The organism is Fulvimarina uroteuthidis, from assembly GCF_034321785.1.
Classification (GTDB): domain Bacteria; phylum Pseudomonadota; class Alphaproteobacteria; order Rhizobiales; family Rhizobiaceae; genus Fulvimarina; species Fulvimarina uroteuthidis.
Genome location: NZ_JAXLPB010000004.1, coordinates 126415 through 144498, shown reverse-complemented (window position 1 = coordinate 144498; position 18084 = coordinate 126415). Strand labels below are relative to the sequence as shown.

At 63.1% G+C, this 18084-nt stretch carries 19 protein-coding genes and 1 tRNA gene; 10 read left to right on the top strand and 10 right to left on the bottom strand.

The features are described from left to right. Positions 1-76 precede the first annotated feature (76 nt). Positions 77-604: a single-stranded DNA-binding protein gene (locus tag U0C82_RS12900; RefSeq protein ID WP_322187575.1), complete on the top strand. Its 528-nt coding sequence runs from the start codon at positions 77-79 to the stop codon at positions 602-604. A 311-nt stretch (positions 605-915) separates the two neighbouring features. Here U0C82_RS12900 and U0C82_RS12895 read toward each other — a convergent pair whose 3' ends face one another. Beyond that, a complete protein-coding gene (locus U0C82_RS12895) occupies positions 916-1578 on the bottom strand; it encodes a MarC family protein (RefSeq protein WP_322187574.1) in 663 nt (220 codons plus the stop codon). Positions 1579-1889: 311 nt separating this feature from the next. On the opposite strand from U0C82_RS12895, the gene gyrA reads away from it, so the two are divergent. Continuing rightward, complete coding sequence (gene gyrA, locus U0C82_RS12890; protein ID WP_416186687.1) at positions 1890-4685, top strand: DNA gyrase subunit A; 2796 nt, start codon at positions 1890-1892, stop codon at positions 4683-4685. A 122-nt stretch (positions 4686-4807) separates the two neighbouring features. On the opposite strand, the gene U0C82_RS12885 is transcribed toward gyrA, so the two are convergent. Continuing rightward, positions 4808-4930 carry a hypothetical protein gene (locus U0C82_RS12885; RefSeq protein WP_322187573.1) on the bottom strand — a complete coding sequence of 41 codons (123 nt, stop codon included), beginning with the start codon at positions 4928-4930 and terminating at the stop codon, positions 4808-4810. 189 nt (positions 4931-5119) lie between these two features. On the opposite strand from U0C82_RS12885, the gene coaD reads away from it, so the two are divergent. The 5 genes from coaD (at position 5120) to tgt (ending at position 9259) form a co-directional block, all read left to right on the top strand. Next, positions 5120-5599: a pantetheine-phosphate adenylyltransferase gene (gene coaD, locus U0C82_RS12880; RefSeq protein ID WP_322187572.1), complete on the top strand. Its 480-nt coding sequence runs from the start codon at positions 5120-5122 to the stop codon at positions 5597-5599. A 44-nt stretch (positions 5600-5643) separates the two neighbouring features. Further along, positions 5644-6228 (top strand): peptidylprolyl isomerase, encoded by a 585-nt coding sequence (locus U0C82_RS12875; protein ID WP_322187571.1) that lies wholly within the window; start codon positions 5644-5646, stop codon positions 6226-6228. A gap of 183 nt (positions 6229-6411) precedes the next feature. Beyond that, positions 6412-6891 (top strand): peptidylprolyl isomerase, encoded by a 480-nt coding sequence (locus U0C82_RS12870; RefSeq protein ID WP_322187570.1) that lies wholly within the window; start codon positions 6412-6414, stop codon positions 6889-6891. Positions 6892-6909: 18 nt separating this feature from the next. Further along, positions 6910-7986 (top strand): tRNA preQ1(34) S-adenosylmethionine ribosyltransferase-isomerase QueA, encoded by a 1077-nt coding sequence (gene queA, locus U0C82_RS12865; protein ID WP_322187569.1) that lies wholly within the window; start codon positions 6910-6912, stop codon positions 7984-7986. A 142-nt stretch (positions 7987-8128) separates the two neighbouring features. Next, the gene (tgt, locus tag U0C82_RS12860) at positions 8129-9259 is read left to right on the top strand and encodes a tRNA guanosine(34) transglycosylase Tgt (protein WP_322187568.1); all 1131 of its coding nucleotides are present in this window, start codon (positions 8129-8131) and stop codon (positions 9257-9259) included. A gap of 4 nt (positions 9260-9263) precedes the next feature. On the opposite strand, the gene U0C82_RS12855 is transcribed toward tgt, so the two are convergent. Further along, the gene (locus U0C82_RS12855; protein ID WP_322187567.1) at positions 9264-9710 is read right to left on the bottom strand and encodes a DUF4864 domain-containing protein; all 447 of its coding nucleotides are present in this window, start codon (positions 9708-9710) and stop codon (positions 9264-9266) included. A gap of 176 nt (positions 9711-9886) precedes the next feature. After that, positions 9887-10105, bottom strand: a complete 219-nt coding sequence (locus U0C82_RS12850) for a hypothetical protein (protein WP_322187566.1) — start codon at positions 10103-10105, stop codon at positions 9887-9889. Positions 10106-10350: 245 nt separating this feature from the next. Between U0C82_RS12850 and U0C82_RS12845 the strand changes: the two genes are divergently transcribed. Further along, the gene (locus tag U0C82_RS12845; RefSeq protein ID WP_322187565.1) at positions 10351-10947 is read left to right on the top strand and encodes a YybH family protein; all 597 of its coding nucleotides are present in this window, start codon (positions 10351-10353) and stop codon (positions 10945-10947) included. Positions 10948-11585: 638 nt separating this feature from the next. Here the strand turns inward: U0C82_RS12845 and U0C82_RS12840 are convergent. From U0C82_RS12840 to U0C82_RS12830, 3 genes are all read right to left on the bottom strand, one after another. Further along, positions 11586-12059: a hypothetical protein gene (locus tag U0C82_RS12840; RefSeq protein ID WP_322187564.1), complete on the bottom strand. Its 474-nt coding sequence runs from the start codon at positions 12057-12059 to the stop codon at positions 11586-11588. 27 nt (positions 12060-12086) lie between these two features. After that, positions 12087-13208 (bottom strand): hypothetical protein, encoded by a 1122-nt coding sequence (locus U0C82_RS12835; RefSeq protein WP_322187563.1) that lies wholly within the window; start codon positions 13206-13208, stop codon positions 12087-12089. Positions 13209-13755: 547 nt separating this feature from the next. Then, a tRNA-Lys gene (locus U0C82_RS12830) sits at positions 13756-13831 on the bottom strand. A 491-nt stretch (positions 13832-14322) separates the two neighbouring features. On the opposite strand from U0C82_RS12830, the gene U0C82_RS12825 reads away from it, so the two are divergent. Both U0C82_RS12825 and glmU read left to right on the top strand, forming a co-directional pair. Next, positions 14323-15063: a cytochrome c biogenesis CcdA family protein gene (locus U0C82_RS12825; RefSeq protein ID WP_322187562.1), complete on the top strand. Its 741-nt coding sequence runs from the start codon at positions 14323-14325 to the stop codon at positions 15061-15063. 145 nt (positions 15064-15208) lie between these two features. Next, entirely contained in the window at positions 15209-16570 is a 1362-nt protein-coding gene (gene glmU, locus U0C82_RS12820) for a bifunctional UDP-N-acetylglucosamine diphosphorylase/glucosamine-1-phosphate N-acetyltransferase GlmU (protein ID WP_322187561.1), read from the top strand. Positions 16571-16746: 176 nt separating this feature from the next. On the opposite strand, the gene rpsU is transcribed toward glmU, so the two are convergent. From rpsU to U0C82_RS12805, 3 genes are all read right to left on the bottom strand, one after another. Further along, positions 16747-16974: a 30S ribosomal protein S21 gene (gene rpsU / locus U0C82_RS12815; protein ID WP_322187560.1), complete on the bottom strand. Its 228-nt coding sequence runs from the start codon at positions 16972-16974 to the stop codon at positions 16747-16749. 97 nt (positions 16975-17071) lie between these two features. Then, complete coding sequence (locus U0C82_RS12810; RefSeq protein WP_322187559.1) at positions 17072-17368, bottom strand: hypothetical protein; 297 nt, start codon at positions 17366-17368, stop codon at positions 17072-17074. Between the two features lie 189 nt (positions 17369-17557). Further along, the gene (locus tag U0C82_RS12805; protein WP_322187558.1) at positions 17558-17770 is read right to left on the bottom strand and encodes a cold-shock protein; all 213 of its coding nucleotides are present in this window, start codon (positions 17768-17770) and stop codon (positions 17558-17560) included. Between the last annotated feature and the right edge of the window lie 314 nt (positions 17771-18084).

The window sequence follows — 18084 nt, the reverse complement described above, 5'->3', positions numbered from 1 at the left end:
AGGGCGGCCACGTTGCCCTTTCGCCCCGACGCCTGCGCCGTTAGGCTTGCGCGCATTCATTGTATGGAGTTTTTCGATGGCAGGCAGCGTCAACAAGGTCATTCTCGTCGGCAATCTCGGGGCCGATCCGGAGATGCGGCGCACCCAGGACGGCAAGCCGATCGCCAATTTCTCTCTCGCCACCTCCGAGAGCTGGCGCGATCGCACCTCGGGCGAGCGGCGCGAGAAGACGGAATGGCACCGGGTCGTCTGCTTCAACGAAGGCCTGAACAAGATCATCGAGCAATATGTGAAGAAGGGCTCGAAGGTCTATCTCGAGGGCCAGCTTCAGACCCGCAAATGGCAGGACAAGGACGGCCAGGAGAAATATTCGACCGAGGTCGTGTTGCAGGGCTTCAACTGCTCGCTGACCATGCTCGACGGGCGTGGCGATGGCGCTGGCGGTGGCGGCGGTGATTACGGCGGCGGCGGCGGTTCGCGTGGCGGTTCGTCCGGCGGCGGTTCACGCGGCGGCGGCGATTATGGCGGTGGCGGTGGCGGCTATGGTGGCGGCTCCTCCGGCGGCGGCGGTTCGCGCGATTTCGACGACGAAATCCCGTTCTGAGCGTTCGGATCGCCGGGTTCGCCCGGATCGGGTAGAGCGGCTGATCGCCTCGGCTGGATCGGTCGAGGCGCCTGCGCAGCATCGCCGGATCGGTGTTCTCGCCGATGAAACCCGAAGGCCGGCGACGTCGTCATGGCGACAGCGCCGGCTTTTTCTACTGTGTTGGCGGCGCCTGGCACGGCCCGCAGCTCCGCGCCCGGTCGCGAAGTTCGCTAAGTCAGCGAGCGTCCTGTCGGATCGGTCCCGAACGGCCGCACCCGAGGGGCTTCGAGGCGATGTCGAGCCAGGCGAGAAGATGACCTCCCGCCCGATCAGAGGGTGTTGAACGTTCCGCCGTTCTCGAGGAACAGGGCTGCGATGCCGTCGGCGACGAACTGGACGGCCAGCGCGGCCAGGATGACGCCCAGCACCCGCGAGATGACGGCCCGGCCGGTCGCGCCCAGAATGGCGTCGAGCCGGTGCGCCACCGCAAGGCAGGCGAAGGTCACGAGGAGCGTCAGCGCGATCACGCCGACCATGCTCGCCTGGCCGATGGCGCTCGGCAATTTGCCCGACAACAGGATCACCGCGGCGATCGCGCCCGGCCCCGCGATCAGCGGAATCGCCAGGGGAAAGGCGGCGACGTCGGTGTCCTCGTCGGGATCGTCGTCCTTGTCCGCGACCATTTTCGAGGCGCTGCGTCCCTTGCGCTCGGCACGCTTCTCGAACACCAGCTCGAACCCGATGACGAAGAGAAACAGGCCGCCGGCGATGCGGAACGCGCCCAGCGAGATGCCGAGGGCATTGAGGATCGCAAGGCCGAGAAGCGCGAACACCGTGAGGATCACGAAGGCGATCAGGCAACCCTTCCAGGCCATCGCGATGCGGGCTTTCCTGCCGACCCCCGGCGTCAGCGCGAGATAGAGCGGAATGAGCCCGAGCGGATCGACGATCACGAAGAGCGTGACGAAGCCGTTGAGAAGCAGGTCGATCATCGCGCAAACCCGAGTGGCAGAAGCCTTCCTGAAAACACGGACGGGTGGCGGAGGCAAGCGTCGCAGTTCCACCCGGGCGATCGAGGCGCGCGGCGTTCGCGATAAAGCGTTGGATTTCAAGGCAAGCCGTGCCGGACAGGGGCCCGGAATTTGCGCTGATGCGACCCTTTAGGCTATAGCGGGCGTACGATTTCGCATCAATTCAGGACCCATCCTTGGCTGACGACAACGACGACTTGACGCCTCCACCAGCACCGATCGGGGGACCGCCGGACGGTCCCGGCATCGGCACCGTGTCCATCATCGACGAGATGCAGCGAAGCTACCTCGATTACGCCATGAGCGTGATCGTCAGCCGCGCGCTGCCGGACGTGCGCGACGGGCTGAAGCCGGTGCACCGGCGCATTCTCTATGCCATGCACGAGATGGGCCTCACCTCGAACAAGTCCTACCGCAAGTCGGCCGGTGTCGTCGGCGAGGTGATGGGCAAGTTCCACCCGCACGGCGATTCGGCGATCTACGACGCGCTCGTGCGCATGGCGCAACACTGGTCGCTGCGCGCGCCCCTTATCGAGGGCCAGGGCAATTACGGCTCGATCGATGGCGATCCGCCGGCCGCCATGCGCTATACCGAGTGTAAGCTGGAGAAGATCTCCGACGCGCTGCTTGCCGATATCGACAAGGAAACCGTCAACTTCCAGGAGAACTATGACGGCCGCGAGATGGAGCCGGTGGTTCTGCCGTCCGGCTTCCCGAACCTCCTCGTCAACGGCTCCGGCGGCATCGCCGTCGGCATGGCGACGAACATTCCGCCGCACAATCTCGGCGAGGTCATCGACGGCTGCATCGCGCTGATCGACAATCCGCAGATCACGCTCACCGAGATGATGGAGCATATTCCGGGCCCCGACTTTCCGACCGGCGCGATCCTGCTCGGCAAGGCCGGCATCATGTCGGCCTATTCCACGGGGCGCGGCTCGCTTCTGATGCGCGGCAAGGTCCATTTCGAGACGATCCGCGGCGAGCGCGAGGCGATCATCGTCACCGAAGTTCCCTATCAGGTGAACAAGGCGACCATGATCGAGAAGATGGCCGAGCTCGTGCGCGACAAGCGCATCGAGGGCATTTCCGATATTCGCGACGAGTCCGATCGCGACGGCTACCGGGTCGTGGTCGAACTGAAGCGCGATGCGACCGCCGACGTCGTTCTCAACCAGCTCTACCGGTTCACGCCGCTGCAGACCTCGTTCGGCGCCAACATCGTCGCGCTGAACGGCGGCAAGCCGGAACAGCTGACACTGATGGACATGCTGTCGGCCTTCGTCTCGTTCCGCGAAGAGGTGATCAACCGGCGCACCAAATATCTTCTGCGCAAGGCGCGCGAGCGCGCCCACGTGCTCGTCGGTCTTGCCATCGCCGTCGCCAACATCGACGAGGTGATCAAGCTCATCCGCGCCGCGCCCGATCCGGCGACGGCCCGCGAGCAACTGATGACGCGCGAGTGGGAGGCGAAGGACGTCGCGCCGCTGGTGCGGCTCATCGACGATCCGCGCCACCGCATTTCGGAGGCCGGCACCTACCGCCTGTCGGAGGCCCAGTCCCGCGCGATCCTCGATCTTCGCCTGCAGCGCCTGACGGCGCTCGGGCGCGACGAGATCGGCGACGAGCTCGAGAAGATCGGCACCGAGATCAAGGACTATCTCGATATCCTGTCGTCGCGCGAGCGCGTCATGCAGATCATCAAGGACGAGATGTCGGCGATTCGCGACGAGTTCGCGACGCCGCGCCGCACCGAACTGTCCGAAGGGGCCGCCGATCTCGACGACGAGGACCTGATCCCGCGCGAGGACATGGTCGTCACCGTCAGCCATGGCGGCTACATCAAGCGGGTTCCGCTCAGCGTCTATCGCTCCCAGCGCCGCGGCGGCAAGGGCCGCTCGGGCATGAGCCTGAAGAACGACGAGGATTCGGTGACCCGCCTGTTCGTGGCCAACACCCACACGCCGGTCCTGTTCTTCACCTCCCGCGGCATCGTCTACAAGGAGAAGGTCTGGCGGCTTCCGCTGACCACACCCCAGGGACGGGGCAAGGCCCTCGTCAACATGCTGCCGCTCGACAAGAACGAGCGCATCACCTCGATCCTGCCGCTGCCGAGCGAGGAGGAGGCGGCCGAGCGCACGAACGTCATGTTCGCGACGACGCGCGGCACCGTACGCCGCAACAAGCTCAGCGACTTCACCCAGGTGAACCGCAACGGCAAGATCGCCATGAAGCTCGATGAGGAGGGCGACGAGATCCTGGCCGTCGCGACCTGCTCGGAGGATGACGACGTTCTCCTCACCGCCTCGTCCGGCCAGTGCATCCGCTTTCCGACCACGGATGTCCGCGTTTTCGCCGGGCGCAACTCGGTGGGCGTGCGCGGCATCTCGCTCGGCGAAGGCGAGACGGTCGTTTCGATGGCGATCCTGCGCCACGTGGACGCCACCGCCGAAGAGCGCTCGACCTATCTGAAGATGCGCCGCGCGGTCGCCGGCAGCACGGACGAGGACGAGATCACGGTCGACGAGGAAGGGGTCGACGCGGATGCCTCGATCGATACGCAGCGCTACGCGTTCCTGAGCGAGGCCGAGGAGATGATCCTCACCGTCTCCGAATTCGGTTACGGGAAGCGGTCCTCGTCCTACGAGTTCCGTACCTCGGGCCGCGGCGGCAAGGGCATCCGCGCCACCGATACGAACCGGCTGGACAAGCTCGGACAGCTCGTCGCGGGCTTCCCCGTGGCGGCGGAAGACCAGCTGCTTCTCGTCACCGATCGGGGCCAGGTCATCCGCGTTCCGATCGACGGCATCGGCATGAAGGGTCGCGCGACTGGCGGCGTCACGATCTTCAAGACGGCCGATGGCGAGCGGGTCGTCTCGGTCGAGCGCATTCCCGATCAGGGCACGGACGAGGCGGGGGAGGCGGACGCCGACACCACCGCCGGAGACCTTGCCGATTCCGATCCGATGGACGGAAAGGCTCCGATCGACGACGGCGTGGGCGACGCATCGCCTGAAACGCCGACGGACGATGACATGCCGGACGGAACGCCGTCGGACGACGTCTGACGCCGTCGCCCGTCACCCACGAAAAAGCCGCCGCTCCCGGGATAGGGGAGCGGCGGCCTATGTGTCGTGACAAGTCGTACCGCCCGGCTCTGCCAGAGGTCGGACGATATGATTATAAAGGCTTAGCGGCGGTGGTCCCGCGCTTTGACCTTGATGCTCTTGCGATCCTGCTCATTGCTGACGCTCATGAGGGTCGCGGCGGTCAGGGGGATGATCATGGCGAGAGATAGAACGGCGATCAGCATATGAAGTCTCTCCTCGTTATCCTGCTTGAAATACGCTTCGAACCGAGGATTGGTTCCCACCGACCATGATGGGGGTCCGCGACCCGTGCTCTTGACGCTTCACCCTAGAGATAGGAACGGCATTTGTCTTTTGCCGAATTATGACGAATTGTCTCGGTTCTTGATCGCGCAAACGTTCGGGTCCTCCAGATGATCACCGCCTTCTTCCCCGGCTCCTTCGACCCCGTTACCCGCGGTCACCTGTCGATTCTCGGGCAAGCCCTCGCGGCATTCGACCGCGTCGTCATCGGGATCGGCGTCCATGCGGCCAAGCAGCCGATGTTTTCGTTCGACGAACGCGTCCGCCTCATCCGCGAAAGCGTGGAATCCGAAGGGCTGCGTGCGCCGGTCGATATCGTCGCCTTCGACGGGCTGGTCGTCGATGCGGCGGCGAAGGCCGGCGCCCGCGTGCTCGTGCGGGGTCTTCGGGACGGCTCGGATCTCGACTACGAGATGCAGATGGCCGGCATGAACGGGGCGATGCGACCGGAGATCGTGACCGTCTTTCTGCCGGCCTCGCCGAAGACCCGGCCCATTACCGCCACATTGGTTCGTCAGATCGCAAGGATGGGCGGGGATGTCTCGCCATTCGTTCCCGAACCGGTTCTGGCTGCCCTCGCAAGGATTTGAGGGCGACGCGCCGTGTTCGATGGTCAGCGTAGAAAAGGTTTCCCATGAAGTTTCTAGCCACTCTCGGTATCGTCGCCGGACTTTCCCTCGCGGCCGTCGCGCCGGGCCTTGCCCAGGACGGCGAGGCCGCGGACCGTCTCAACATCGAGACGAACAAGGGGTCGATCGTCGTTCAGTTGCGTCCCGATCTTGCTCCCAAGCATGTCGAGCAGATCAAGACGCTCGCCGGGGAAGGTGCCTACGACAATGTCGTGTTCCACCGGGTGATCGACGGTTTCATGGCCCAGACCGGCGATGTCGAGTTCGGCAAGAAGGGCGCGGACACCTCGGGCGCCGGCATGGGCGGCTCCGACAAGCCGGACCTCGAAGCCGAGTTCAGTGAGGACGAGACCTTCGATCGCGGCACGGTCGGCATGGCCCGCAGCCAGGATCCCAATTCGGCCAATTCGCAGTTCTTCATCATGCTTGCCGATGGCGATTTCCTCGATGGCCAGTACACGATCGTCGGCGACGTCGTCGAAGGCATGGATGTCGTCGACCAGATCAAGAAAGGCGACGCTCGCCAGAACGGCTCGGTCGAGGACCCGGACGTGATGACGAAGGTGACGGTGGGCGGGTCCGAGGGCTGACAGGCACGGCTCGTCGCGCCGCGGGGTTGCACCGGCACCGGTTTTGACACAGTTAGGACGCCATGACACGGCGGTTCGGGCAACCTCCCGGACCGCCTTTTTGATCGACCACGACAGGATGGAGGCGGAACCGGTTTTCCGCGCCTGTCGTCCCGATCGACGAAGACGAAAGAGAGACTGACAATGGCTGACGAAAATTCCGAGAACATCCTGATCCTCGAGACCACCAAGGGCCGGGTCGTGATCAAGCTGCGCCCCGATCTGGCGCCCAATCATGTCGAGCGCATCAAGGAGCTCGCCCGCGAGAACTTCTATGACGGCGTCGTCTTCCATCGCGTGATCGACGGCTTCATGGCCCAGACGGGCGATCCGACGGGCACCGGCGCGGGCGGCTCGGACAAGCCGGACCTCGTCGCCGAGTTCTCGGCCGAACCGCACAAGCGCGGCACCGTCTCGGCTGCCCGCACGGCCGCGCCGAATTCGGCGAACTCGCAGTTCTTCATCTGCTTCGAAGACGCCCCATGGCTCAACAAGCAATATTCCGTCTTCGGCGAAGTCATCGAGGGCATGGACAATGTCGACAAGATCAAGAAGGGCGAGCCCGTCAGGGATCCCGACTCGATCACGACCATGCGCGTCAAGAGCGACGTCGACGCGGCCTGAGCCGATCGTCGCGGCATCATGAGGGTCGACCTATTCGACTTCGAGCTGCCGCCGGAGCGCATCGCGCTCCGGCCGGCATCCCCGCGCGAGAGCGCGCGGCTTCTGGGCGTATCCGGTAACGGACTGGCCGATCGCCGGATCGCCGATCTGCCAGGCCTGCTGAGCCCCGGCGACGTTCTCGTCTTCAACGATACCAAGGTCATTCCGGCGCAGCTGTTCGGCGCGCGCGAGCGCACCGGCGCGCGCGAGGGCGAAGGCATCGCGCAGATCGAGGCGACCTTGCACATGCGCCTGTCGCCGTCGAGCTGGGCCGCCTTCGTGCGCCCGGCAAAGCGCGTGAGGACCGGCGACACGATCCGGTTCGCCTCGGCCGCCGGCGAGACCCTGACGGGCGAGGTGACGGCGCGCGGCGATGCCGGGGAGGCGACGTTGACCTTCGCGCAGTCCGGCCCCGATCTCGACGCCGCCATCGCATCGGTCGGCCATGTCCCGCTGCCGCCCTATATCGCGGCCAAGCGCGGCGACGACGCGCAGGACCGGGCCGACTACCAGACGATCTATGCAAAGGACCCCGGCGCGGTCGCCGCACCCACGGCGGGGCTGCACTTCACCGACGATCTCATGCGTAAGATCCGGGCGCGGGGCGTCGGAATGGAATTCCTCACCCTTCACGTCGGCGCGGGCACCTTCCTGCCGGTCAAGGCCGAGGCGACCGAGGACCACAAGATGCACGCCGAAATCGGCCATCTCGACGCGGCGACGGCGGACCGCCTCAATCGCGTGCGCGCAAGCGGCGGGCGGATCGTCTGCGTCGGCACGACCTCGCTCCGGCTTCTGGAAAGCGCCGCCGGCGACGACGGCCGGCTTGCACCCTTTTCCGGGCCGACGGATATCTTCATCACGCCCGGCTACCGGTTCAAGGCGGTCGACCGGCTGATGACGAATTTCCATCTGCCCCGGTCCACGCTGTTCATGCTGGTCTCGGCCTTTTGCGGGCTCGCGCGCATGCGGGACGCCTACGATCACGCCATCGCCGCCGAATATCGCTTCTATTCCTACGGGGACGCCTGCCTTCTGGACCGGGTCGACCCGTGAGTCGGAACGGGCGGGTTTGCCGGGACCGGGGCGCCCAGTGCCCGGCGTCGGCATCGTCCGGTCGAGCGATCGCCGGATGGTCGCGACGGCATTCGAAGACGGTGGCGATCCCAGAAGCAGCACAGAGTCGGACAGGCCAGCAATGACCACGCACTTCACCTTCAAGCTCCTTGCAAGCGACGGCAAGGCCCGACGCGGCGAGATCACCATGCCGCGCGGCACGGTGCGCACGCCCGCCTTCATGCCCGTCGGTACCGCCGGCACGGTCAAGGCGATGTATCTCGATCAGGTGCGCGACCTGGGCGCCGACATCATTCTCGGCAATGTCTACCATCTGATGCTGCGGCCGGGCGCCGAGCGCGTGGCGCGGCTCGGCGGACTCCACGAGTTCGCCCGCTGGCCGCATCCGATTCTCACCGATTCGGGCGGCTTCCAGGTCATGTCGCTCGCAGCTCTCCGAAAGCTCGACGAGACCGGCGTCACGTTCAAGAGCCATATCGACGGTTCGCAACACAGGCTGACGCCGGAGCGTTCGATCGAGATCCAGGATCGTCTCGACAGTGACATCCAGATGCAGCTCGACGAGTGCATTCGGCTGCCCGCCGAGCGCGCCGAGATCGAGCGCGCCATGGAACTGTCGTTGCGATGGGCGGAGCGCTCGGCGAGGGCCTTCGGCGACCAGCCCGGCAAGGCGATGTTCGGCATCGTGCAGGGCGGCGACGTCATCGATCTGCGCATCCGCTCGGCCGAGCGCCTGTCGGCGATGGACCTCAAGGGCTATTCGATCGGCGGGTTGGCGGTCGGCGAGCCCCAGCACGTGATGCTGAAGACGCTGGACGAGACGCTGCCGGTGATGCCGTCGCACAAGCCGCGCTATCTGATGGGCGTCGGAACGCCGGACGATCTCCTGCAGTCGGTGGCGCGTGGGGTCGACATGTTCGATTGCGTGATGCCGACGCGGGCCGGGCGCCATGGCCTCGCCTATAGCCGCTTCGGCAAGATCAATCTGCGCAATGCCCGCCATGCCGAGGATCCGCGCCCGCTCGACGAGGCCTCGGCGTGCCCGGCCTCGCGGGACTATTCGCGGGCCTATCTCCACCATCTGACCCGCGCCGACGAAGCGCTCGGCGGCATGCTGCTGACCTGGAACAATCTGGCCTATTATCAGTGGCTGATGGCCGGCATGCGCGATGCGATCGAAGCCGGACGGTTCGCCGACTTCAAGGCCGAGACGGAAGCCGGGTGGGCGCGGGGAGATATCGACCCGGTCTGACCGTTCAGACGGCAAGCTCCTCGCTCTTGCGGATTTGGACGCCGGTGATCTTCATCGACCCGTCGTCCTGCCGCTCGAGCGTATAGGAGGCGATCCAGGCCTGGCCCTTCGGATCGGTCAGGAACACGTCCTGCACAAAGCCGCCCGCATAAGGCTGCAGCGCGCCGAACGAGACATTGTTCGCGCGGTAGACCTGCGGGTAGCCGGTGCGGACCATATCCATGAAGCGCTCCTGCGACCCGGTCATCGCCTGGATCTGGGGGGCGGCGAACGCATAGGCCGCGGCGCCGTCGTCCGCGCGAAACGCCTCGATCTGCGCGGTGATCGCAGCCCTTACGTCGGACGCATCGTCCGCCTTCGCGATCTTCGTGGCCATCGGGCCCGAGAGGGCGACGAGGACGGCAAGGCGCAAGGCAAGGCGGTTCATGGCGGCATCTCCTGTTCCGGTCATGCACAAGGTTCGCCCGGAACCGCCGGAAGGCCACGCCCGGGCCCTGCACAATCGCGTGAGGGGACGATCCGCCGCATCGGTGGACGAAGCCGCCGTGACGTCGGCCCGGATCGGCAAGCACAGCGTCGACCGCGGCAAGGCGTTGCGTGCAAGCAGCGGCCGGCCCCTTGGGACGGTCAGTAATCGTTCGCCGAATTCAGATCTTCCGGCTTGATTCCGCTATCGGCATCGTGGTGATGGACGATCACCTCGCGCCGGTCGGCACGCGCGCCGTCGCGCTCGTGCTGGACGACTTCGACCGTCATGCTCTGCCCCGCCGCCGCGGCATCGTTGAGGGCTTTGGTCAGTGCTTCCGCACAGCGCCGTACCTCAGTTGCGGCATCGCTCATCGTCATCGGTCCATCTCCTCCACCCGTTCGAAACGGTGTCCATGATAGGCCGGCCATGCCAAGCCGAACAGATGGTTACGGTTTGAAGCGAAGGAGGCGGGGGAGGCGGCGCGAGAAGAGCGCCGCGTGATCGGGATGGCGAGCGGGTCGTGGTCTCGTTGGCGGACGGGGCCGGTGTTCGCTTCGTCCCGACCGGGTTTTCGCCGATGCCGCCGGCGTTCCGTCTACCCACGGCGGGAGGTGGCGACGGCGTGATCGATCCACGCAAAGCCCGGCGGACGTCGCGGTACCGGTCGGGCGGGCCTTCGCCGATCGGTGGGGGTCTTTCCGCACGGACCGCAGCAATCGCACCCGATAGACATACCTCAGGTCAGCGCTTAGCCTGCCCATCGCGTCCTTTCGACGCGTTTGAGGAGGAAATTATGAAACATCTCGGATCTGTGCTGTTCGCTACGGCGCTCATGATCATCGCGCCTTCCATCGCTATGGCCGATGCCGAAAGCGACGTGAAAGCCGCCTACGAGCAATGGAATGCGGCCTTCAACAGTGGTGATGCTGAGAAGGTGGCGGCTGCCTATGCCGACGATGCCGTTTTCCTGCCGCCCACGCACAATGTGGTCGAAGGCCCCGAAGCGATCGGGCAATTCTTCGACGGACTTTTCAAGGCCGGCGTGACAGGCCACGCCCTCGAGGTGATCCGCGTCATGGAAGACGGCAATGAAATCGTCGCGGCATCCAGATGGTCGGCGAAAGGGGGCGACGGATCGGACATTGGCGGCGTCGCGACCCACGTCTTCGAGAAGGGGGACGACGGCAGCCTGAAACTCGCACTCCACACGTTCAACTGATTGCGGATGGCGCGGCCGGAATATCCGGCCGCCCTCGCCCATGCGGTCTGCCAGAAGCGGGCATGGGAGCCTGGCTCCGCGGCGCACTGGACGTCGGGGATGGATCTCGACCGGACGGCGTCTGCGGTCCGCAAGTTCCCTCGGCGACGTGAAGACATTCGCCGACCGTGCCGCGACCCTCGACTGTTATGCCATCGCGCGTGAACGGGCCACCAAGCGGCGAGAATTCGATCTCTGGTTCGTCGTCATCGATCATCCGCGTTCCCCTTGCCGATCGTCCGCGACATGACGGACAAGAGGTCGAAATGAGTCAAGAGCCTTGGCTTGGTCCTCCTCTGGCAGCTTTGCGATCTTCGCCGCCGCGGAAACACGGACTTCTCCGGACTCGACGGCGCGCTGGACATCTGGAATGGCGGCGCGTTGGACGGCCTTGGCGTTCCGAAGCGTGCGCTCGGACACGTGCAAAAGATCGGCGGCGGTGGATTGGGTCACAGGAACGCTGCGAGATGTAGGCTCGTCATCAAAAGGCGAGGTAGGCAAATTTGCCGACCTTCGATCAGCACGTTCTCCATCGTTCAAGTTCGCCAACTTCGCAGCGACCCAAACACCAAGGTGCGCTACGCATTCGGCTGATGTTTTCAGAACTGGAGGTAAGAATTGCGTGAATTTTCGGCTGCTGCAATAAGTTCTCCCCGGCGGTAAAGATACTCGCTAAGGGCTTCTGTCATCCTCGGAGCGTCGAGTGGACCCTTTAGCCGCTCCGCTTCTTTAAGGAGGTTCACGCTCGCCTTTTCGAATGGATCGAGCTCGGAGGAAGATGCGGGCACTATTGAGGCTAATTGCTGAGCAGAAGCTCGATCCTTTAATAGAACCAAACGTAGTTTCTCAACGTCTTCAGGGTTTGATGAGCGTTCGCCGTTCGCAACTTCCTTCATATCGACGAGAATTTTTTGCAATTCTTCTGCCACGCTGTTCTGAGTTGCGACAATAGCTCTCTGCTCAGCGCGCTTATCGTTACGAAAATCAGAAAAATCTTGCACGAAAAAAGTCACCGCCGCTGCAAGCAAAGCGGTCAAGGCGTGAGTAACGATTGATCTTATTTTATCGTTCATTTTCTTGCCCTGGTGGACCAGTCGGTTCTAATTGGTTCGCGTTCCGAGTCCAGTTTCCTCTCTCAATCTTAACAAACGTTCGCATTCAGGGACCCATTTGTCCCATCCTAGAAGCTGAATTTGGGCATAGGTTTGCTGGTGGACAAGCGCGGCACATGGATCTCCCGGTTCAGCCGACGAATTGCCGATAATCAACTGACCAGCGGCAATTTCAGTAAAAGCTTGACCGCCATGTAACACCGCAAGGGTAAATATCGTCACTGCTACAATAGGCGTGATCTTAGAAGAAATAAGTGAAATAATGCCCGGTGAATTAATATTTATATTAAGGTCAAGGCCGTAATCGCCAAGTTCTATTTCACCGTTCTCGATTAAAAAAGCGGCAGCGGCGCTCAAGCTGACGACATCGTCACGTCCTAAGTCAATTCTCTGAGTATTTAGCGCGACAGAATTGACAAAAGATTGAAAAATTAGTTCTTCGAAGGAACCATAACGCTCGCTGAGTGTTGCAAAACTCGAAACGTACAAGTCTTTGTAGGTGTAATTCCCGTAGGCAGCTGCATAAATTTTATCTCTTTGCTGAGGGCCAACTGCAAACAAAGCCGTCGGCTTTTTCAAAGCTTCAAGAGATGATGCAGGTAATGACTGTTTTGGTAGTTTGCCAACCCACCTAACCGGGATGCCGACCAAGCCAAACTGACCGTACTGCTCCACCTGATATAGACGCGGATTGGCTTGCGGTGTTACCTCCCCGATCTGAACCATGCCATCAAAACTCATAGGTGGGTTCAGTACGAGGTCGCCTTGTGCTGCCGTAACGAGATAATACTGCAGCAGTCGCATGTATTGTCTGATGCTTGGGGTTACCGTTTGGTTGTCATAATCAGCCAAATCATGCGTCGGCTCGTCTTCGTCAGCTGCCCTTGTTAGCCATCTCCGAATCGCTAGAGAGCGCTTCACTCGCGCTACAATATTTTCGTCTTGAAAAGATATCTGTTCGTTCTCATCGAAAAGCCCAGGAAGTTCGACGCCTACGAAATTGCGGTTGTAGAACTCCGAGTGAAGCCTGTATTTGGCGCCTGGACGCGCAATCAAGACGCGATGATCGTCAGCTATAATCCGCGTTTTAATATCGATTTCGATCGGCAAGGAATCACCTTAAAATTAATCTCAGATAGAAGACTGCACTCATTTACGTCAGGGGCTTTGGGTTGCCAAGTCAAGATCAGTGATTTCGACCTTTAGAGAGGTGAGTGAAAACACACGTTTAGTCGTGAATAACGTGCTCCTGCGCAGCTTGGGGTCTGAATACAAACTTAAATTTGGGCAGATACTTCTTACCATCCTGCGCGCGATTCGAGCTTATGCAGAAGCAAAACAATGAGATCGGACATGGAGTATGCGGCCGTCGCATCAATCCATGCCTTCAGCCGCAGTCGATTCCATCCGACATCACTGCTATAACGTCTCAGTCCACATAAATCGCCGATGATGTTCCAAATGCGCGACAGTGACGAGGTGTTTCGGATGTTGTTCTCGGACAGCTTGCGTCTCCACAAGGGTGATATCACTTGCAGGTGAACGATCACCTTGGTTGAAAGGCGCCATACAGAACCCCTTCGGAACCCCAGCCGCCTACCGACCCTAAGGATCGGTAGGCCGTCACGGCTAAACATCAGATTAGATTGAGAAAATTTGGTGGGCGCGCAGGGACTCGAACCCTGGACCTACAGATTAAAAGTCCGTTGCTCTACCAACTGAGCTACGCGCCCCAACTCCCGCTAAGTGACGGATTTCGCCGAGGTGGCTCGACCCTGTCGTGCTCTGTGTGTTCGAGGCTGGGTTCTGATCCAGGGACGACACTGCGGTCCGTTGGCGTGCCCGGGAGTTAAGGGCGTGCCGATCGACCATCGCGGCGTCCTTATGGCCATCAAATCCTCAAGGGTCAAGTCGGCGGTGCCTTTCTGTTGCGCGGGACATGCGCGACGGTGCCGCACGCGGTCTTGCCGGGCATCCTGACGGGGCGTCGCGCCGTTTCCCTTCAACGCCGTTCCTGGCCCTTCCCGCGCCGTGATCGGGACGGCGGGCAGACGGGACCTCTTCGTTTGGCGCTTGGTGGTTGCGGCCGGGATGGGCTAGATCGTGTCGTGGCCGACAAGGGTGCCGCCCGGGGCGGACCGGTAACCTTCCGGCGTCCGCAGGCGAACCTCCTTGCGAGCAACCATCGCCGAAGGCTTGCGAGAGTGAAAAAGGTGTTGAAGACGTGCTGAGCGAACTGTCCTATCCGACCGCCGCACTCGCCGGTGCGCTTTCGTTTCTCTCGCCGTGCGTGCTGCCGCTCGTCCCGCCTTATCTGTGCTACATGGCCGGCGTGTCCGCCGACGATCTGCGCGCGGGCTCGAAGGGCGAATCGGCCCATCAGGGCCGGCTGCTGTTGACGAGCATCGTCTTCGTTCTGGGCTTTTCCACCGTCTTCATCGCACTCGGCGCCGGCGCCAGCACGATCGGCGGCGTGCTGCGCCAGAACCTCAACTGGCTCGGAACCGTCGCAGGCATCATGATCATCGTCATGGGGCTGAACTTTCTCGGCGTCTTCCGGCTCGGTTTTCTCGCGCGGGAGAAGCGCTTCCGCGGGCCCCGGACACCGGCCGGCATCGTCGGCGCCTATCTGATGGGCCTCGCCTTCGCATTCGGCTGGACACCTTGTATCGGACCGGTTCTCGGCGCGATCCTCGGGCTTGCCGGCGCCCGCGACACCGTCGGCGAGGGAGCCCTCATGCTCGGCGTCTATTCGGCCGGGCTCGGCATTCCCTTCATCCTCGCGGCGACCTTTTCGGCAGCGTTCCTCACCTGGCTCGGCGGGTTTCGCCGTCACCTGAAGAGTGTGGAACAGGCGATGGGCGGGCTTCTCGTCGTCACCGGCCTCTTGTTCCTCACCGGCGGCATGCAAAGGATGTCGTTCTGGCTTCTCGAGACGTTCCCCGCTCTTCAGGCGATCGGCTGACAAGCGCGCTCGCGCCGGCCCGACGCTCCCGCGTCACGGACGCTGCCGCCTTCGTCTTCCCAAGGGCGGCCCACCTGTGAGAGAGGAGAGCCATGCGTTCCAGAAGGCGCACGGATCAGTCCAGCGCCGCTGCACCGGAGTTTCGATGTCCCGCACCTGTCTCTCGATCATCCTTGCCGCCGGCGAAGGCACGCGCATGCGCTCGTCCCGCTCAAAGGTTCTGCACGAGGTCGGCCACCTGCCGCTCGTGCGCCATGTGGCGCGTGCCGCGCTCGGCGCTGGATCGGATGCGCTCGCCCTCGTCGTCGGCCGTGACGGAGACGCGGTGGCAAGCGCCGTTCGAAAGGATGCGCCATCGGCCGCGACCTTCGAGCAGGTCGAGCGGCGCGGCACGGGACATGCGGTTCTCGCCGCAAGGGACGCGCTGGCCGAAGGCTTCGACGACGTGGTCGTCCTCTTCGGTGACACGCCGCTGCTTTCGCCGGACACCATCGCGCGCGCGCGCGCCCGGCTCGAGACGGGCATTGCGGTCTGCGTCATCGGGTTCCGCCCATCCGACCCGACCGGCTATGGCCGCCTGATCGAGGAGAAGGGCGAGCTCGTCGCGATCCGCGAGCAGAAGGAGGCGAGCGAGGCCGAGCTTCGGATCGGCTTCTGCAATGCCGGCATCATGGCGTTTTCGGGCCGCGAGGCGCTTTCGATGCTGGAGGCGATCGGCGACGACAATGCGAAGGGCGAATATTATCTCACGGATCTCGTCGAAATCGCGCGCCGGTGCGGGCACCGGGTCGAGGCGATCGAAGCGCCTGTCGCCGAGACGATCGGCGTCAACAATCGCGCCGAACTTGCCGAAGTCGAAGCGCTCTGGCAGGCGCGCACACGCGAACGCGTCATGCTGTCGGGGGTGACCCTGATCGATCCGAAGAGCGTTCATTTCGCCTACGACACGCAAGTCGGCGAGGATGTTCTGATCGAGCCCAACGTGGTGTTCGGCCCGGGGGTGACGATCGCGCCGGGTGCGGTCATCCACGCTTTCTGCCATCTGTCGGGCGCGATGGTCGGAACCGGTGCGGCGGTCGGGCCGTTCGCGCGCCTTCGGCCGGGCACGCGGCTCGGGGAGGGCACAAAGGTCGGCAATTTCTGCGAGGTGAAGCAGGCCGACGTCGCGGCGGGCGCCAAGATCAATCATCTCAGCTATATCGGCGATGCGCAAATCGGCGCGAACGCCAATATCGGTGCCGGCACGATCACATGCAATTATGACGGGGCCCTCAAGCATCTGACGCAGATCGGCGCGAACGCCTTCATCGGCTCGAACTCCGCGCTCGTCGCGCCGGTGGCGATCGGCGATGGGGCCTATGTCGGCTCCGGCAGCGTCATCACGGAGAATGTCGAGCCCGATGCCCTGGCGATCGCCCGGGGTCGGCAGGTGAACAAGCCGGATCTCGGCAGGTCGATCGCCGAGCGCAATCGGGCGGCCAAGGCCGCGAAAGCGAACCGTTCCTGACGCTGCGGTCCGGGGCCGCTCTGGTTCGATTCGGGCACGACCGCATGATGGATGAAACGAAAGGCTGCGGCAGGAACGAAAACGGCGCCCCGAAGGCGCCGTCGAAACAGGGCGGTCATTCCGCCCGGATCTGATGTCTGGAATGGATCAAGGTCTGGAACGACCGTGAATCACGATCAGCGGGCCCGGCCGGTTTTCGGCAGAAGACCTTCGCGCTGCGCCTGCTTGCGGGCCAGCTTGCGGGAGCGGCGAATGGCTTCCTGCTTGCGGCGGGCTCGTTCTTCGGAAGGCTTCTCGTACGCACGACGCGCCTTCATTTCACGGAAAACACCCTCGCGCTGCAGCTTCTTCTTCAGCGCGCGCAGGGCCTGATCGACATTGTTGTCTCTGACGTCGACTTTCAAAGCGTCTCCTTCACCAGGGGTATGTGTTGCATTGTCTATCGCTGCGGTCGGCGCAGCGAGCCTGTTGGAATGGAAACGATCGGGCGAACCCAAAGGTTCAAACGGCGACCGCTTTCTTCCGCGGCTTGGCGGCAGCCTTCTTGACCGGCTTGGCCGTTGCGGAAACGGCCTTCGTCGCGCGTTTGGCGCGGGCAGGCTTCTTTTCCGTTTCGACAGGCGGATCGACCGCTTCCTGCGCGAGCCGGGCGGCTCGCAAACGGTCCGTCTTTGCATGTCTCGCGGCCAGGTCGGCTGCGATAATGCCGCCCGCGGTGCCCTTTTCGGAGCGGTGCGGTTGCGTGGGACCCGGCAGAAGCGCCTCGGCATTCTCGCGCGCGCGGCGTGAATTGTCCATGGCGTCAAGTCCTTATCTCTTAAAGATGATGTCGCGCGCGACAGGTGCCTGAAGAGCAGGCCGTCGTGTGACCGCAAGAGGCCGGCGCGAACAAAAGCGGCGGGCGCGGGCTTTGCAAGCCTCCGCAACCCGCCGCTCTAAAGAAGTCTCGCCCAATCTCGAAGAGCTGGCGAGACGAAAACTGATGGGTTAGGCCATCTGAATGTTGACGGCCTTCGGGCCCTTGCCGCGTGGATCCGGCTCGGTGTCGAAGGTGATCTTGTCGCCTTCCTGAACCGAGGAAATGCCAGCGCGCTCGAGCGCGGAGATGTGCAGGAACACGTCCTTCGAGCCGCCCTCGGGGGTGACGAAGCCGAAGCCCTTGCTCTCGTTGAAGAACTTGATGGTACCAGTCTGGCTCATAGGGAGCCCTTTCTACGTATGCCGCTCGATTGAGAGACGGCCAGCATTCACCATAAGGCAAATGCAAGAGGTTATTTGGCGTCGCGACGCGCAACACCATTCGTTCGGGCGTTCACAAGTGGGGGTGAAAGGATTGGTCCATACGGCTGCGACTTGTCAGTCACGGCAGATTCTCGAATTCACGAGCGAAGAACGGCAGCCAGACACCGGGTTTGTTAAGTCCCGATGCCTTCCACAATACCGGAAACCTCGAAATTAGCAAGCCCGCCATTTGATCGACGGCGCGCATGCCGCTGGAGCACCTGCCGGCAGGT

What these genes read in the sequence shown, in the direction of transcription:
- glmU (WP_322187561.1), top strand. Translation starts at nt 15,209, where the DNA reads ATGTCCCGCACCTGTCTCTCGATCATCCTTGCCGCCGGCGAAGGCACG.
- U0C82_RS12870 (WP_322187570.1), top strand. Translation starts at nt 6,412, where the DNA reads ATGGCTGACGAAAATTCCGAGAACATCCTGATCCTCGAGACCACCAAG.
- U0C82_RS12895 (WP_322187574.1), bottom strand. Translation starts at nt 1,578, where the DNA reads ATGATCGACCTGCTTCTCAACGGCTTCGTCACGCTCTTCGTGATCGTC.
- U0C82_RS12900 (WP_322187575.1), top strand. Translation starts at nt 77, where the DNA reads ATGGCAGGCAGCGTCAACAAGGTCATTCTCGTCGGCAATCTCGGGGCC.
- U0C82_RS12810 (WP_322187559.1), bottom strand. Translation starts at nt 17,368, where the DNA reads ATGGACAATTCACGCCGCGCGCGCGAGAATGCCGAGGCGCTTCTGCCG.
- U0C82_RS12805 (WP_322187558.1), bottom strand. Translation starts at nt 17,770, where the DNA reads ATGAGCCAGACTGGTACCATCAAGTTCTTCAACGAGAGCAAGGGCTTC.
- U0C82_RS12855 (WP_322187567.1), bottom strand. Translation starts at nt 9,710, where the DNA reads ATGACCGGAACAGGAGATGCCGCCATGAACCGCCTTGCCTTGCGCCTT.
- queA (WP_322187569.1), top strand. Translation starts at nt 6,910, where the DNA reads ATGAGGGTCGACCTATTCGACTTCGAGCTGCCGCCGGAGCGCATCGCG.
- U0C82_RS12875 (WP_322187571.1), top strand. Translation starts at nt 5,644, where the DNA reads ATGAAGTTTCTAGCCACTCTCGGTATCGTCGCCGGACTTTCCCTCGCG.
- tgt (WP_322187568.1), top strand. Translation starts at nt 8,129, where the DNA reads ATGACCACGCACTTCACCTTCAAGCTCCTTGCAAGCGACGGCAAGGCC.
- U0C82_RS12840 (WP_322187564.1), bottom strand. Translation starts at nt 12,059, where the DNA reads ATGAACGATAAAATAAGATCAATCGTTACTCACGCCTTGACCGCTTTG.
- coaD (WP_322187572.1), top strand. Translation starts at nt 5,120, where the DNA reads ATGATCACCGCCTTCTTCCCCGGCTCCTTCGACCCCGTTACCCGCGGT.
- U0C82_RS12885 (WP_322187573.1), bottom strand. Translation starts at nt 4,930, where the DNA reads ATGCTGATCGCCGTTCTATCTCTCGCCATGATCATCCCCCTGACCGCC.
- gyrA (WP_416186687.1), top strand. Translation starts at nt 1,890, where the DNA reads ATGCAGCGAAGCTACCTCGATTACGCCATGAGCGTGATCGTCAGCCGC.
- U0C82_RS12850 (WP_322187566.1), bottom strand. Translation starts at nt 10,105, where the DNA reads ATGACGATGAGCGATGCCGCAACTGAGGTACGGCGCTGTGCGGAAGCA.